Here is a 15,187-nt window from a genome sequence, read left to right on the forward strand (position 1 = left end):
GGGCCTGATGCTAGGTGTGCCGGACAAGCAACTGAACGCCTCACCGAATTGAATTCATAATGGTCGGGGCGCGCCGGCGGCCGGAGCCGTCAAGAAGCCGTCCCGCGGAGAAAGCGCGCTATTCGATCCAGGCCCCGTCGCGCGTGATGACCCTGATCTGCAGGGGAGCCGACCATGACGAGCGGACGGGCGGCGCACATGAGCCGCAGGGCCTAGGCCCGGGGACCGAGGCTCGGGGACCGAGGCTCAGACGCCGATCGACCCGTCGATGCGTTCGCGCAGCAGGTCCGCGTGGCCGTTGTGCCGGGCGTACTCCTCGATCATGTGGAGCAGGACCCAGCGCAGCGACACCGTTCCGCGCCAGTCGTCCTCGCCCTCCACGTCGAGGTGCGGCGCACCGTCGGTGAACCGCTCGGCGAAGGCGACCTCGGTACGCCAGGCCGCCCACGCCGCCTCGATCACCTGCGGGTCGGCCGTCGCGCCGTCGAAGTCCCCGTCGGGGTCCGCCGCGCACGAGAAGAGCGGGGGCGCATCCTGCCCGGCCAGGACCTGACGGAACCAGCGGCGCTCGACATCGGCCAGGTGCCGGATCAGGCCGAGGAGCGAGAGGGCCGACGGCTGCACGGAACGCACGGCCAACTCCGTCGCCAGGCCGGAGCACTTGATCTCCAGGGTCGCCCGTTGAGCAGCCAGCACGTCGACGAGCATGCGCCGCTCGTCACCCGTCGTCGGACCCGTGAACCGGCTCTCGTCGCCGGCGAACAGCTGACCTCTCCTGGTGCGGCCGCTCATGCCGTCCCCCTTCTGCGTCCATCTCGCCCCTGGTCCCGGTCGGTCGACGAGTCACCGCCGGCCGATCCGCATCCCGGGACGCCGTCGGTGCACGGTCACGTAGGCCATGCCGTTCTCGCCCGCCGTCAGGCTGCGCACGCTGCCGTGGGGGAGCCAGACCAGGGTGCCGGGTTCCAGTGTCTGCGGCTGCTCGGCCCGGCCGAGCGTGCCCCCACCCGTCACGACGAGCAGCAGGACGTCGAGGTCCGGCTCGGCGTGGGCGTCGATGTGCCCGTGGGCGGGGATGCGCACAAGGTTGGCGTCCAGCTGCCGTCCCGGTTCCGCCAGCCGCCACAGCGCCCCGGTCGACTCCGCGCCGGCCTCGGCGATCGACGTCGTGTTGGCCAGGATCCGCGGAAGGGGGGCGCCGTCGGCAACGGGACGCCCCTCCGAGTCAGTCATGGATCGACCCCTTGCCCGTTGCGCGCCTGTCCTGGACGAATGCAGCAATCTAGCATCGGGCCGCCGGTGCGTGATCTGCCACATCCCCCGCCTCCGTCCGCCCTCGCGTGCCGATCACGCTCCCCGGGGTACACGGTCCCTCATGTCCGAAGCGATACAGGCAGGCGGTTGGGGACTGCTCGCGGGCAGCGCGCTGCTGCTGGGAGCGGTGATCGGTTACGGCCTGCGCGTGCCGCAGCAGGTCATCGCGCTGGTCATGGCCTTCGGGGCGGGCGTGCTGCTCTCGGCCGTCTCGTTCGAACTGGTCGGTGAGGCGTACGAACAGGGCGGCCTGGCCCCGGCGGTGGTGGGGACGCTGGGCGGGGCCGCGGCGTACACGGCGGGCAATCTGTGGCTCGCGCGCCGCGGGGCCCGCCACCGCAAGCGATCGGGCCACCACACCGGGCAGGCGCAGCCGACCGAGCAGCAGCAGAGTGGTTCCGGTCTCGCCCTCGCCCTGGGCGCGCTGCTGGACGGCGTGCCCGAGTCGGCCGTGATCGGTGTCAGCCTGCTCGACGGTGGCGCGGTCAGTCTCGTGACCGTCGCGGCCGTGTTCATCAGCAACGTCCCCGAGGGCCTGTCCAGCTCGGCGGGGATGAAGAAGGCCGGGCGCGGCAAGGGGTACGTCTTCGCCGTGTGGGGTGCGATCGCGGCCGCGAGCACCGTCGCCGCGATCCTCGGCTACGTCGTGCTGGGGGGCTTCTCGGCCACGGTGATCGCCGGGGTCACCGCGGTGGCCGCCGGGGCGATCCTCGCGATGATCGCCGACACGATGATCCCCGAGGCGTTCGAGGAGGCCCACCTGGCGATCGGGCTGGTCACGGTGGCCGGCTTCCTCGTCTCCTTCGCGCTGTCCCACGCCTGACGCCCGGCTCCGTCCTGCCCTACCGGTGTGTCCGGCGTCGGCTCCGCACGGCCCGACCGGTGTGCCCGGCGCCGGCTCCGCCCCGTCCGACCGGTGTGTCCGGCGTCGGCTCCGGGTTGCCGGGCCGGCTGTTGCCCGGATATGCGGGCGTACCGGACGGCCCGTGTGTCACGAGTTGGCTCGGGGACGTTGGAGCGCGCGATTCGGGGTACCAGCGTCGGCATGGCACCGGAAACTGATCACGCTGAGTCCGTACGAGCCCTGCGGCAGCTGCGCAAGATCCGCATGTTCTACGCCGCGGGTGCGGCCCTGTGGGCCGTGTCGGCCGCCTCGTCGGCATGGGACGAGCCGGGAGGCCGCCAGATGTGGGTCTCGCTGGTGTTCCTGGTGGTCTTCGCCGCCCTGCTGGTCATGTCGTCCGTGTGGCTGCGGCGGCGGCAGGCCGACGGTTCCGGCGAGGCCGTTCACCACGCCGCCCCGCGGCGGGCGGCTCTGGGCCGGCACGCCAACGCCTGACGACCACAAGCGCGTTGTGACGGAATCGGCGGTCGATCCGCTTCCCGGTGCCGCAAGGACGGCACTGAGGAGCGGACCGGCCGCCGATCGGTGTGCCGTTCTTCTCTCCGAAGCTGCCGGGCGGTCGACCGCCCTTCGGGTGCGGCGCCGCTCGTCGTGCACCACCGGCCCCCAGGGCCCCGCTGATTGACGGATTGACGAGCCGTACGACCGGGCAGGGACAGCCCGAGAATGTCATGAGCACGACTGCCCTTCCCCCACAAGGAGGTCGATCATGCACGTCCGTACGCTGACAGGCGGTGTCGCCGCCGCCTGTCTCGTGGCCCTGTCCCTGACGGGCGGACCCGCCGTCGCCGCAGCCCCGGCGGCGAACGACGCCCCTCTGGCCGCCCGGGTCCTGACCTACGATGCCAGCGGTTCCGCGGAGTTCAAGAGCGCCGTCGACCGGGGTGCGGCGATCTGGAACGAGAGCGTCGACGCCGTCGAACTGCGTCCCGTGGCCTCGGGACAGCGCGCCAACATCCGGGTCCTGGCCGACAACGGCTGGCCGCGCGCCCTGCCCTCCGGCCTGGGCAGCGGCACCGTCTACATCGGACGCCAGGCCGTCGCCCAGGGCTACAACACCGTCCGCATCTCCTCGCACGAACTCGGGCACATCCTGGGCCTCCCGGACCGCAAGCCCGGACCGTGTTCCAGTCTGATGTCCGGTTCCAGCGCGGGCACCGCGTGCACGAACCCGTACCCGAACTCGGCCGAGAAGGCGGAGGTCGAAGGCAACTTCGGTGGCGCACTCGCCGGACGGAAGGCGGCGGTCCGCACGGGGGTGATCGTGGACTGACCCGCCCGGACCGGCCCGCTGCGGCCGGTTCCCGTCCCGGTGGCCGTGGTGGCCGTGGTGGCCCCGGCACACCGGCCACCGGGACGTCGAGTGCGGCGGAAGCGGGCGGCGGGCGGCGGTTGCCGCTCGGCGACTCCTCTTGTGATGACCCGTCAGTAAGTAGCGCTGACATGTGACTTGACTCACTGCCCGGCAGTGGCCATCCTCGACCCATCCTGAGTGTGGTCATGACAAACGGGTCGTCCGGGCTCCCCGCGGTCCGGAGAGCGGCCCGACGTGTCGGCCGCGCCTTCCCGTTGACCGAGGGACGTGGGCTGTGACCCGGACGAAGCGCTCGTACCGCCGGCGTAGGCACATCACCGTGACGTCATTGCTGCTGCTCGTACTGGCCGTCGTACTGGGGCCCACGCCGAGCTCGGCGGCGGGCGGCGACTGGTGGAACCCGACCGCACGTCCCGCCCCGGACTCGGGCATCGGCGTCACCGGGGAGCCCTTCACGGGCACGGCCGCCGGCGGCGAGGTGCGCGGCTTCGTCGACGCGCACGACCACATCTTCGCCAACGAGGCCTTCGGGGGGCGCCTGATCTGCGGCAAGCCGTTCTCCGAACAGGGCATCGCCGAGGCGCTCAAGGACTGCCCCGAGCACTACCCCGACGGTTCCCTCGCCGTCTTCGACTTCATCACCAAAGGCGGTGACGGCAAGCACGACCCGGTCGGCTGGCCCACCTTCAAGGACTGGCCCGCCCACGATTCCCTGACCCACCAGCAGAACTACTACGCGTGGGTCGAGCGCGCATGGCGCGGCGGGCAGCGGGTGCTGGTCAACGACCTGGTCACCAACGGCGTCATCTGCTCCGTCTACTTCTTCAAGGACCGCAGCTGCGACGAGATGACCTCCATCCGCCTCCAGGCCAAGTTGTCGTACGACATGCAGTCCTACATCGACAGGATCTACGGCGGGCCCGGCAAGGGCTTCTTCCGCATCGTCACCGACAGCGCCCAGGCCCGTGACGTCATCGAGCAGGGCAAACTCGCGGTCGTCCTCGGCGTGGAGACCTCCGAGCCGTTCGGGTGCAAACAGGTCCTGGACATCGCCCAGTGCAGCAGGGCCGACATCGACAAGGGCCTCGACGAACTGCACGCCCTGGGTGTGCGCAGCATGTTCCTGTGCCACAAGTTCGACAACGCGCTGTGCGGGGTCCGCTTCGACTCCGGCACGCTCGGCACGGCCATCAACGTCGGCCAGTTCCTGTCGACCGGCACCTTCTGGAAGACCGAGAAGTGCACCGGCCCGCAGCACGACAACCCCATCGGCAACGCCACGGCGGCCGGGGCCGAGAAGAAGCTCCCGGCGGGCGTGGCCGTCCCGTCCTACGCCGCCGACGCCCAGTGCAACGTCCGCGGGCTCACCGACCTCGGCGAGTACGCCGTGCGCGGCATGATGCAACGCGGGATGATGCTCGAGGTCGACCACATGAGCGTCAAGGCCACCGGCCGGGTCCTGGACATCTTCGAGGCCGCTTCCTACCCCGGCGTGCTTTCCTCGCACAGCTGGATGGACATGGACTGGACCGAACGGGTCTACGGACTGGGCGGGTTCATCGCCCAGTACATGCACGGCTCCGAGGGCTTCGTCGCCGAGGCCGAGCGCACGGAGGCGCTGCGCGACAAGTACCGCGTGGGCTACGGCTACGGCACCGACATGAACGGCGTCGGCGGCTGGCCGGCCCCGCGCGGCGCGGACGCCCCCGACAAGGTGACCTACCCGTTCAGGAGTGTCGACGGCGGCTCGGTGATCGACCGGCAGACCACCGGTCAGCGGACCTGGGACCTGAACACCGACGGAGCGGCCCACTACGGCCTGGTGCCCGACTGGATCGAGGACATCCGCCGGGTCGGCGGACAGGGCGTCGTCGACGACCTCTTCCGGGGAGCCGAGTCCTACCTCGACACCTGGGCCGCCTCGGAGCAGCACCGGCCGATGACCGATCTGGCCGAGGGGGCGACCGCATCGGCCAGTTCCTCGGAGTGGAGCCTGTTCACCAGCTACAAGCCGCAACGGGCCGTGGACGGGGACAGCGGCACGCGCTGGGCGAGCGACTGGAGCGACGACCAGTGGTACCGGCTCGACCTGGGCTCCACGCGGTCCGTCCGGCAGGTCACCCTCGACTGGGAGCGGGCCTACGGCGCGTCCTACCGCATCGAACTCTCCACCGACGGCACGAACTGGCGCACCGTGTGGTCCACGACGGCGGGCGACGGCGGCCTGGACACGGCGCGCTTCACCGCCACACCCGCTCGCTACGTCCGCGTCCAGGGCCTGCGACGCGCCACCGACTGGGGCTACTCCCTGTACGAGGTGCGCGTGCACGGGAGTTGAGACGAGCGGGTTCGAGCCGAGCGCGGGCCGGCGGGGCCCGCCGGCCCGCCCCGGCAAATCCGCTGAGCCCCCCGCGGGTGACGAGGAGCGGGCGTTGGGGTTCTGGCGGTTGCCGGAAGTACTCGCGGGGGAGCTCGCCGGCTGGTCGGCCGCGGGGCCGGTGGCGTACGTGGAGGCGGAGTACTTCGCTGGCCTGGGGGAGCAGCGCGCCGCCGTGTGGGACGGCGGTGCCCTGGTGTTCGGGCCGCTCCATGTCGACGAGGGCGAGCCGTCCCCGCCGGCCGGCAGCCCGATCTCCCAGGCGCTGCGGCGGCTGGGCGTGGTGACCGGTGCCGGCGAGGACGAGTTCTCGGCGTTGGGGCTTGACCGGCATCGCGACGACGATGCCTGGATCAGCTGAGCGAGCCGTCCACCGCTGTTCCTCGACGGGGACGGGCGCCCCCGCGCTGGTGCACCGCGTCGGACGGGCCTCGCGCTCGTACACCACGTCGACTCCCGGGCTCGGCCCGCGGGAGGACGACGTCCCCACCTCTCATCGACCTCCTGGACCCCACACGGGCAGAGAAGTGGACGGCGTGTTCATTTGCTGGTTATATGGACTCAACGTTCACTTCCCAGTGCTGGAGGCAGGTCATGACCGCCACCCCCGAGACCACCCCCCGCGTCGCCCTCGTCACCGGCGGGTCCGGCGGCATCGGCAGGGCCGTCGTCGAACGGCTCGCCGCGGACGGCTTCGCCGTCGCGGTGCACTACGCCGGCAACAAGGTCAAGGCCGACACGCTCGTCGAGGAGGTCACCGCATCCGGCGGCCGGGCCCTGGCCGTCGGCGGTGACGTCGCCGACGAGCGCGCGATGGCAGCCGCGTTCGACGCCGTCGAGACCGCCTTCGGGGGGATCGACGTCGTCGTCAACACCGCCGGGATCATGGTGCTCGCGCCCATCGCCGAGCTGGACCTGGACGATCTGGACCGGATGCACCGCACGAACATCCGCGGCACCTTCGTCGTCGCCCAGCAGGCCGCGCGCCGGGTCCGCCGCGGAGGCGCGATCATCAACGTCTCCACGTCCGTCACCCGCACCCAGTTGCCCACCTACGGCGCCTACGTGGCCAGCAAGGCCGCCGTGCAGAGCATCTCGCTGATCCTCGCCAGGGAACTGCGCGGCAAGGACATCACCGTCAACACCGTCGCCCCCGGCCCGGTCGCCACGCCGCTCTTCCTCGAAGGCAAGGACGAGAGCACGGTCGCCCGCTTCGCCGAGGCCACCCCGCTGGAGCGGCTGGGCGAACCCCGCGACATCGCCGAGACGGTCGCCTTCCTCGCGGGCCCCGCCCGCTGGGTCAACGGCCAGACCCTCTACACCAACGGCGGACTGGTCTGACCCGGCCGGAGGCCGCAGGGCGACCTGGACCGTACACCGTCCCGGACGGACCCGGTCCCGGACGGACCCGGTCCCGGACGAACGAGGGAGAGACGACATGACGAAGCAGGCCGAGGAGGCCGAGCAGGCCGCGGAGGCCGTGGGACGGCCGGCCCGCGGGCGGGGACGCCGCCCGGCCGAAGAGGTGCGCGCGGACGTCTTCCGCGTGGTCGGGGAGATCCTCATGACCGAGGGGATCTCCGATCTGACCTTCGAACGGGTGGCCCGCCAGTCCAGTGTCAGCAAGACGACGCTGTACAAGTGGTGGCCCTCCAAGGGCGCGCTCGCCCTGGACGGCTACTTCCACGCCGTGGAGGAGACGCTCGCCTTCGAGGACACCGGCGACATCCGCGCCGACCTGACCCGCCAGCTGCGCGCGTTCGCCCGCATCATGACCGAGAGCCCGGCCGGCCGGGTGGTGACCGAGCTGATCGGCCAGTCCCAGACCGACGAGGATCTGGCCACCGCCTTCCGCTCCCTGTACTCCTCCGGGCGCCGGCGGCTGGCGGGGGAGCGGCTGCTGCGTGCCCGGGAGCAGGGGCAGATCCGTGCGGACGTCGACGTCCAGGTCCTCGTCGACCAGTTGTGGGGCGCCGTCTACCACCGTCTGCTGATCCCGGACGAGCCCGTGACCGAGGACTTCGTGCTGGCCCTGGTCGCCCATGTGCTGGACGGCGTCTCTCCCCGGCCCGGGGAACGCCCGGCCGGCTCCTGAGCCCCCGGGCCCGGAGGCCTGGTCACCGGTGGGACCGTCGGCGCCCGGCGGGACCGGCCGCTGCCCGGCCGTCCGGGGCGCCCGGTGCGCTCCGGCGGTGGCCGGTGGCCGCGCGGAGGTCGGCGGCGAGAGCGCTCAGCCAGACCTCCACGTCGATGAGGGGCGGCAGCAGCCGCGGGGGCACCGCGGCGGCCACCTCCAAGGGCAGCGGGGTGAACCGGACCTCCTCCGGCCGTGGTGGGAAGTCCGCCACCTGCCGGGCGGCCGCCTCCACCTCGCCGCACGCACGTGTGACCCAGCCCCGGGCCACGGGCGGCAGACCGCCCCCCTCACCCGTCCGAGGCAGCCAGTAGGCACCGACCAGGACGCGCGCGCCGTAGTTGAGCGCGGCGAGCCAGTCGGGTCCGTCGGCCTCGGCGCGCGGGGGCGGCTCGGTGCGGTACTGGGCGTAGGCCCCCTCCGCGATGCGGAGCCGGTGCCGGGTCAGCCGCAGGGCCTGGTCCGCGGGCTCCCGCGCCGCCCCGGGACCCGGCCCCGTGGTGGCCGCCCCGGCGGTCGCGCCGACCAGGGGAGCCGTGGTCCGCAGCAGGACGCCGACGCTGTGCCGCACCTCGGCGCGTGCCCCGGCCGGCCAGGCGAGGAGACCGCACAGCAGACCGATCGCACTGCCGGTGAGTACGTCCACCAGACGCGCTTCCGCGAGCCGCCACGTCACGGGGGCGAGCTGCGCGAACGCCGTGGCGACGACCAGGGTGAACAGTCCCTGGGCCCAGGCAGGGCCCTCCACCGGCCCGACCGTGAAGGCCACCAGCATCATCGGCACCAGCAGGTACGCGTACACCTCGTCCGATCCGCCCGCCCCGACGACGAGCAGCCCGGCGGCGAACGCGCCCACCAGCGTGCCCACCGCCGCCGACCGCGCGACCGACCAGGTCGCCACGGCCGTGGTGCGCCCCAGGGTCAGTACCGACAGCAGCACCCAGAAGCCGTGCGGAAGATCGAGCGAGCCCGCCACCAGCCGGGCCAGCGCGAGCCCGAGGGCGACGCGCCAGGCGTTCTGGAAGACGACGGAGCGCCGGGTGAGATGACCCGTGGCCCGGATCAGCCACAACCGGACGGCGCCCGTGCGGGCGTACCAGAACTGCTCGCGGGGCAGCCCCTGCACCGGGGTGCGGCCGTCGGCCGCCAGGGCCACCGCCGTACGCGCGGTCACGGCCGACACCGCGATCGTCAGCACCGTCGACTGCCGCCGCAACAGGGCGTGCGCGGACGGGGTCCGCACCTCGGGCGGGGCGCCGCGCACGGCCAGGAAGTGGGCGATCATCTCCTCGAGCCGCTCGGGACCGGAGGCGGGCCGGACCCGGCGCAGGGCCTGCGCCGTCTCCAGGCAGCCGGCCGCGACACCGCGCAGAAGGGCGTCCGAGGCCGGATCGGCTCCGGTGGCGGGCAGGCCGTTGAGCGTGGCGAGCTGGTCCAGCAACCGGCGCGTCGCGGCGCCCGCGTGGGCCAGCGCGCGGTCCTTGCGCCCGGGCCCGGTGGGGCGGGTGGCGGGCGGCTGCCGGGACAGGCGCAGGTCCCGGCCGGCCTGCCGCAGCTCCGCGGCCCCGGCGGGCTCGGTGGCGCCGCCGACGAGGCGCCCGGCCGCGCGGGCCGCGTAGGCCAGGGCGTCGGCGACCCGCTCCCGGTACGAGGTCTCCGCGGGGTCCGGCAGCAGGAGCAGTTCGCCCAGCGACAGCAGCACCATGCCGACGGCCAGACCGGCCAGGCGGTGCGGCAGGGTGTCCGGGGCGTACGGCGGGAAGCAGGCCAGGATGTAGAACAACTCCAGGCCGGGCGCGGTCCCGGCCGGCCGGGGACCGAAGGTCGTGCCGAACGTGAGCACGAACCCCACGACGAGCATGCCCGCCACGGCCGACCAGGTCGACACGGCGAGGACGGTGCCCAGGGACACCAGAGCGGCGGCGGCCGGCAGGACCCGCAGGACGGTGCCGGCGCGTCTGCGGCCGGACCCGGGATTCGGGGACAGCACACCGAACGCGATCGGGGCGAACAAGGCGTAGATCGCGGCGACGGGCTGGTCCCACAGGTGCAGGGCGGGGTAGAAGCCGACGGCCGAGGCGGCCGTCACGCGCAGGGCCCGCCGGCCGGCCCGGAGAGACGCGGAGAGCGACGGCCGTTTCGCCATGGGCGACCTCCACGCGCACCGCGTCCGGAGCCGGTCCGGGACACTCCTGTCCCACCAGTGTCACCCGGCTCCGCCGCTCACGCGGCGGCACACGGCGGCACGGGCGGCACACGGCGGCACGCGGCGCACGGCCGTGTCGCCGGCCGTCCGGGCACGACGAGCGCCGCGGCCGCCGCCTCAGTCGACCAGGACGCCCGGGTTGAGGACGCGCCGGGGGTCCAGGGCGTCCTTGGCGGCGCGCAGCGCGGCCGCGAAGGGCCCGGGACGCTGGAGGTCGTAGCCGGGACGGTGGTCGCGGCCGACGGCGTGGTGGTGGGTGATGGTCGCGCGGTGCCGGTGGAGCACCTCGCAGGCGGCGGCCTTCACCTCGTCCCACACGGCGACCTCGTCACCGGGGCGCGCGGCGACGGCGACGGTGAAGTAGGGGGCCGCGCCGTCCGGGTACACGTGCGTCAGGCGGCAGTTGACCGTGGCCGGGTGCCCGGTGGCCTTCCGCGCGGCGGCGCCGACCTCGGTCCGTACGGTGTCGACGAGGGCGGGGACGCGGTCCCAGGTGGTGGCCGTCTCGAAGGTCTCCACGACGGCGCCCATCCGGGCCAGGCCGTCCCGCAGGTACGGCATCCGCAGGAACGCCGAGCGCCACGCGCCGACCGCCGCGTCGGCCGGGGCGTCCGGCCCGGCCGACGGTGCGCCGCCGGCAGCGGCCCGGCCACCGTGCGCGCGGGCCAGTTCCACAGCCGTGGCGAGGCGGTCGTCGACGGGCGCGGTGGCGGACTCGAAGCCCAGCACGAGGACGGAGGAACCGTCCCGTGCGGCCCCGCACAGCAGTGCCTCCCCGGAGTCGAGCAGACGGCAGTTGGCCGGGGCGAGGTCCGACTGGGCGAGGGCCCGCACCGCGTCGAGCCCCTGGTGGAAGCCGGTGAAGGCGACGGACGCCGAAGCCTTGAAGCGGGGACGTTCCCGCAGGCGCATCCACGCTTCGGTGATGACGCCGAACGCTCCCTCGGAGCCGAGGAAGAACCGGTCGGGCGACGGTCCGGCACCGGACGCGGGCAGACGCCAGGACGTGCCGGAGCCCGCGGGTGTCACCACGGTCATGCCCTGCACGAAGTCGTCGATGTGGGTGCGCTCCGTGGCGTAGTGGCCTCCGGCGCGGGTGGCCAGCCAGCCGCCCAGAGTGGAGAACTCGAAGCTCTGCGGGAAGTGGCGCAGGGTGAGTCCGTGGGGCCGCAACCGCCGTTCCAGCGCGGGCCCGAGCGCGCCCGCCTGGATCCGGGCCGCGCGGCCGGCCGCGTCGATCTCCAGGACCCGGCCCATCGCGGTCAGGTCCAGCGACAGCACCGCGCGGTGGGCGTCCCCCCGGTACTCCACCCCGCCGACGCCCGAGGTGCCGCCGCCGAACGGGATGACGGCCACGCCCCGGTCGCCGGCCCACTCCAGCAGGTCGGCCACGTCCTGGTCGCGGCGCGGCCGGGCGACGAGGTCGGGGATCCGGCCCGGCCGGCCGTGCAGGGCCCGGGCGATGTCACGGTAGGCCTTGCCCATGGCATGGGTTGCGCGTACGTCGGGCTCGGCACTGATCAGAGGGGCCAGCGCGGCGGGCGGTACCGCGCCGGGGCGGCCGATCCGCAGGTCGGCGACCCGCGGCGGGGGCAGGGGGCGGGCCCGCGTGCCCGGCAGGAGGGAGCCCAGAGCGACGCACTCGGCGTCACTGGGCTGGGCGTCGGTGTACCCCCAGCCCCACCACGAGCGGGCGCGGGCGGGACCGGTGCCGGACGGCGCGGAGGACGAGGACATGCGTGTGCTCCCGACGAGACGCAGGAAGTTACCCGACGGAAAATTACCCTAAGGTAATATCGGGGTCATGCCAACGCCGCCTGCGCGGGCCGGTACCAAGGGAGTGCCCAGGGCCGCCCGCGAACGACAGATGCTCGCCGCCGCCACCGAGGAGTTCGGCCGCCGCGGCTACGAGGCCACCACCATGGCCGCCGTCGCCGCCCGGGTGGGCGTCACCAAGCCCCTGCTCCACCAGTACTTCGGCAGCAAGCAGGACCTCTACCTGGCCTGTCTCGACCCGGTCGGCCGCCGTCTGCTGGACGCGGTCCGCAGCGCCATGGCCGAACCAGGCCCGGGCGCGCCGCCCACGCCCCTGCGCGTGCTGAGCGCCCTGTTCACCGCGCTGGACGGGCAGCGCGCGGCCTGGTTCGTCCTCTACGACGCCACCCTGCCGCCCGGCAGCGACGCCGCCCTGCGTGCCGCGCACTACCGGGACGCCATCGACGACCTGGCCGCCGTCGGCACCGCCGACCTGCTGCGCAGCGCGGGTTCCGCCGATCCGCTGGACGCCGACGCCCTCACCTACGCCTGGCGCGGTCTGTGCACCGCCCTGGTGCGCTGGTGGGTGACGCACCCGGACCAGACGCCGCAGGCCATGACGGAACGCTGCGCGCGCCTGTTCACGGCGGGGCGTCGCATCCTCGCCGCGGACGAGGAGGGCACGGGTCCGTGACGGCGGCCCGGCCACCGGGAGTTGCCCGGGCGCCGCGGACCGTCCCCGCGCCCATCCCATAACCTCGTGCGTGAGAGGTCGTACGTCCCTCAAGGAGGTCCCGGTGCTCGGAAGAGGCCCGCGGTTGCTCGCCGGCGCCCTGGCCGCGGTCTGTCTGCTGCTCATCGGCCCCAGTGCGCCGAGCGGCGCCCTCGTCGGCGGTTCCGCACCCGTCGAAGCCGCCAGGGACGTCGTGCCGAACCGGGTCATGACGTGGAACCTGTGCAATCCCTGCGAGGTCGGCGACGCCGAACGGGCGGCGGAGATCGCCGAGTACGCTCCGCAGGTCGTCGGCATGCAGGAGGCGTGCGTCCGGGACGTCGAGCGGATCCGCGACTACCTGGAGCATCTGCACGGACTGGTCTACCACGTCGAGTACGGCTCCGTCCTGCGGAGTTGGGGACGCTGCGGAGGGCTGCCGTGGAACCCGGGGGGCTTCGGCCAGGCGATCCTCTCGGCGGCCCCCATGACCGGCCTGGTCACCGCCGAGTACCCCGACGGCGGGTCCGAGGACCGCGGGTACATGGCGGTCACGACCACCGTGGGAGACCGTCCGGTCAGGGTCTTCAACACGCACCTCGCGCAGCGGCGCCAGGAGGAGGTCCGCGCGGGCCAGGTCGGGGTCCTCACCGAGGAAGTGGCGCGGCACGACCGGGCGATCGTCCTCGGCGACTTCAACGCCGTGCCGGAGGCACCCGAACTCACCGGGATGTGGACCCTGGCGACGGACACCGACCCCCAGTGCCGACCCGCACCCAGCGGCACCTGCCGGCCGACCACCGACTGGCAGAGCAAGTTCGACTACGTCTTCCTGCGCGGCATCGCCCCTCGCGACCACCGCGTCCACCCGAGCCCCGCCTCCGACCACCACGTGGTGTACGCCGACCTGGACCTGCCCGGGCCGGCGCGTCGGTCCTGAACGGGTGCGGGACGGCGGCCGGGTTCGCGCCGGGCCCCTCGGGGAAAAGCGCTCGCGCCCGGGGGCCCGCGGGGCAGAGACTCGTGCCCCATGAGGGACATGGGGGCGTTCGAGGACGCGGTGACGGCGTGGGCGGTGGGCGGCTCCGGCGGCCCCGCGCGCGAACTGGCGTCGCTGCTGCGGGTACGGGCCGCCGTCCTGCTCGAAGGGCGGAGCGACGTGGCCGCGGTCCACGCCCTGGCGGCCCGTCGGGGCCGGGACCTGGCGGCCGAAGGGATCTGCGTCCTCTCGATCGGCGGAGCGATGAGCGTGGGGCGCTACGCCCGGCTCCTGGGCCCACCCGGGCTGGGCCTGCGCCTCACGGGGCTGTGCGACGAGGGCGAACGCGACTACTACGCCCGGGGTTTCGCGAACGCCGGTGCGGCACGGGACGACTTCTTCGTCTGCGTGGCGGACCTGGAGGAGGAACTCATCCGCGCCCTGGGCGTGGCGCGCGTGGCGGAACTCGTCCGGGAGGAAGGGGACGGCCGGCCCCTCCAGACCTTCCTGCGCCAGCCCGCCCAGCAAGGCCGGGCCCCGCAGCAGCAGTTGCGCCGGTTCCTCGGGACGAAGAAGGGCCGCAAGATCCACTACGGCCGCGTCCTGGTCGAGGCGCTCGCATCGGACCAGGTGCCACAGCCGCTGGACGGTCTGCTCGCGGTGCTGTGAGCACGCCGCCCGCGCCTGGGCCGCCGGGCCGCCTGCACCTTGGCTGCCCCCGGTCCGTCTGAACCTGGCCGCCGCTGTGCCGCCCGCGTCTGGCCGTCCCGCGCCGCTCCCGCCCCCGGCTGCGGCCGCGCCGCCCGTGCCTGGCCGCCGTCGCGCCGCCCGCAGCCGATCACCGTCGCGCTGCCTACGTCTGGCCGCCGTCGCGCTGTCCGCGCCCCGGCCGTCGCCGCGTCGCCTGCGTCTGGCCGCCGTCGCGCTGTCCGCGCCCCGGCCGTCGCCGCGTCGCCTGCGTCTGGCCGCCGTCGCGCCTTTCCGCCCCGGTTGTGGCCGCGCCGTTCCCGAGTTGGCCGTCGCCGCGTCGCCTGCGTCTGGCTGTCGCCGTGCCGTTCCCGCCCCGGCCGTCGCCGCGTCGCCCGTGCCCCGGCCACACCTGGACATGCCGTAGCGCCGCCCGCGCCTGGTCGTCGTAGCGCCGCCCGCGCCTGGTCGTCGTAGCGCCGCCTGCGTCTGGCCATCGCCGCGCGGTTCCCGAGCTGGCCGCCGTCGCGCCTCCCGCGCCTGGCCATCGCCGGACACGCCGTCGCGCCCCCGCGCATGGCCGTCGCCGCGCGGTTCCCGAGCTGGCAGTCGCCGCGCCGTCCGGGTCTGGCCGTCGCCGCGCCGCCCACGCTCCGGCCACCGTCGGACATGGCGCCGCGCCGCCAGCGCCTGGCCGCGTCACGCCGTCCCCGCCCCAACCGCCGCCGCGCCGCCTGCGTCCGGTCGCCGTCGCGCTGTCCGCGACCCGGCCGCCGTCGCGCTGCCTGCGTCCGGTCGCCGTCG

At 74.0% G+C, this 15,187-nt stretch carries 14 protein-coding genes; 10 read left to right on the top strand and 4 right to left on the bottom strand.

Translation table 11 applies throughout. The features are described 5' to 3' along the window. Positions 1-246 precede the first annotated feature (246 nt). Positions 247-792: a DinB family protein gene (locus ACZ6ZN_RS17730; protein WP_469647177.1), complete on the bottom strand. Its 546-nt coding sequence runs from the start codon at positions 790-792 to the stop codon at positions 247-249. 51 nt (positions 793-843) lie between these two features. Next, positions 844-1,233 (bottom strand): cupin domain-containing protein, encoded by a 390-nt coding sequence (locus tag ACZ6ZN_RS17735; protein WP_469647180.1) that lies wholly within the window; start codon positions 1,231-1,233, stop codon positions 844-846. 142 nt (positions 1,234-1,375) lie between these two features. Here ACZ6ZN_RS17735 and ACZ6ZN_RS17740 point away from each other — a divergent pair, with 142 nt between their 5' ends. The 7 genes from ACZ6ZN_RS17740 to ACZ6ZN_RS17770 all read left to right on the top strand — a co-directional run bounded on the left by ACZ6ZN_RS17740 (position 1,376) and on the right by ACZ6ZN_RS17770 (position 8,005). Further along, positions 1,376-2,137, top strand: coding sequence for a ZIP family metal transporter (locus ACZ6ZN_RS17740; RefSeq protein ID WP_451879077.1), 762 nt, complete (start codon positions 1,376-1,378; stop codon positions 2,135-2,137). A gap of 222 nt (positions 2,138-2,359) precedes the next feature. Next, the gene (locus ACZ6ZN_RS17745; RefSeq protein ID WP_398108110.1) at positions 2,360-2,653 is read left to right on the top strand and encodes a hypothetical protein; all 294 of its coding nucleotides are present in this window, start codon (positions 2,360-2,362) and stop codon (positions 2,651-2,653) included. Positions 2,654-2,927: 274 nt separating this feature from the next. Further along, positions 2,928-3,491: a snapalysin family zinc-dependent metalloprotease gene (locus tag ACZ6ZN_RS17750; RefSeq protein WP_469647184.1), complete on the top strand. Its 564-nt coding sequence runs from the start codon at positions 2,928-2,930 to the stop codon at positions 3,489-3,491. A 361-nt stretch (positions 3,492-3,852) separates the two neighbouring features. Beyond that, complete coding sequence (locus tag ACZ6ZN_RS17755; RefSeq protein ID WP_469647186.1) at positions 3,853-5,871, top strand: galactose-binding domain-containing protein; 2,019 nt, start codon at positions 3,853-3,855, stop codon at positions 5,869-5,871. Positions 5,872-5,980: 109 nt separating this feature from the next. Continuing rightward, positions 5,981-6,271, top strand: coding sequence for a hypothetical protein (locus ACZ6ZN_RS17760; protein WP_469647188.1), 291 nt, complete (start codon positions 5,981-5,983; stop codon positions 6,269-6,271). A gap of 233 nt (positions 6,272-6,504) precedes the next feature. Next, positions 6,505-7,251: an SDR family oxidoreductase gene (locus tag ACZ6ZN_RS17765; protein WP_469647189.1), complete on the top strand. Its 747-nt coding sequence runs from the start codon at positions 6,505-6,507 to the stop codon at positions 7,249-7,251. Positions 7,252-7,348: 97 nt separating this feature from the next. Continuing rightward, a complete protein-coding gene (locus tag ACZ6ZN_RS17770; protein ID WP_469647191.1) occupies positions 7,349-8,005 on the top strand; it encodes a TetR-like C-terminal domain-containing protein in 657 nt (218 codons plus the stop codon). A 22-nt stretch (positions 8,006-8,027) separates the two neighbouring features. Here ACZ6ZN_RS17770 and ACZ6ZN_RS17775 read toward each other — a convergent pair whose 3' ends face one another. Then, positions 8,028-10,190: an FUSC family protein gene (locus ACZ6ZN_RS17775; RefSeq protein ID WP_469647194.1), complete on the bottom strand. Its 2,163-nt coding sequence runs from the start codon at positions 10,188-10,190 to the stop codon at positions 8,028-8,030. Positions 10,191-10,367: 177 nt separating this feature from the next. Continuing rightward, positions 10,368-11,987, bottom strand: a complete 1,620-nt coding sequence (locus ACZ6ZN_RS17780; protein ID WP_469647195.1) for an FAD-binding oxidoreductase — start codon at positions 11,985-11,987, stop codon at positions 10,368-10,370. Positions 11,988-12,054: 67 nt separating this feature from the next. On the opposite strand from ACZ6ZN_RS17780, the gene ACZ6ZN_RS17785 reads away from it, so the two are divergent. From ACZ6ZN_RS17785 to ACZ6ZN_RS17795, 3 genes are all read left to right on the top strand, one after another. Continuing rightward, a complete protein-coding gene (locus ACZ6ZN_RS17785; protein WP_469647198.1) occupies positions 12,055-12,699 on the top strand; it encodes a TetR/AcrR family transcriptional regulator in 645 nt (214 codons plus the stop codon). A gap of 103 nt (positions 12,700-12,802) precedes the next feature. Further along, entirely contained in the window at positions 12,803-13,657 is an 855-nt protein-coding gene (locus ACZ6ZN_RS17790; RefSeq protein WP_469647200.1) for an endonuclease/exonuclease/phosphatase family protein, read from the top strand. A 90-nt stretch (positions 13,658-13,747) separates the two neighbouring features. Beyond that, positions 13,748-14,365, top strand: coding sequence for a TOPRIM nucleotidyl transferase/hydrolase domain-containing protein (locus tag ACZ6ZN_RS17795; protein ID WP_469647202.1), 618 nt, complete (start codon positions 13,748-13,750; stop codon positions 14,363-14,365). The last annotated feature ends 822 nt before the right edge of the window (positions 14,366-15,187 follow it).

This window comes from Streptomyces sp. NPDC053665 (assembly GCF_055585285.1).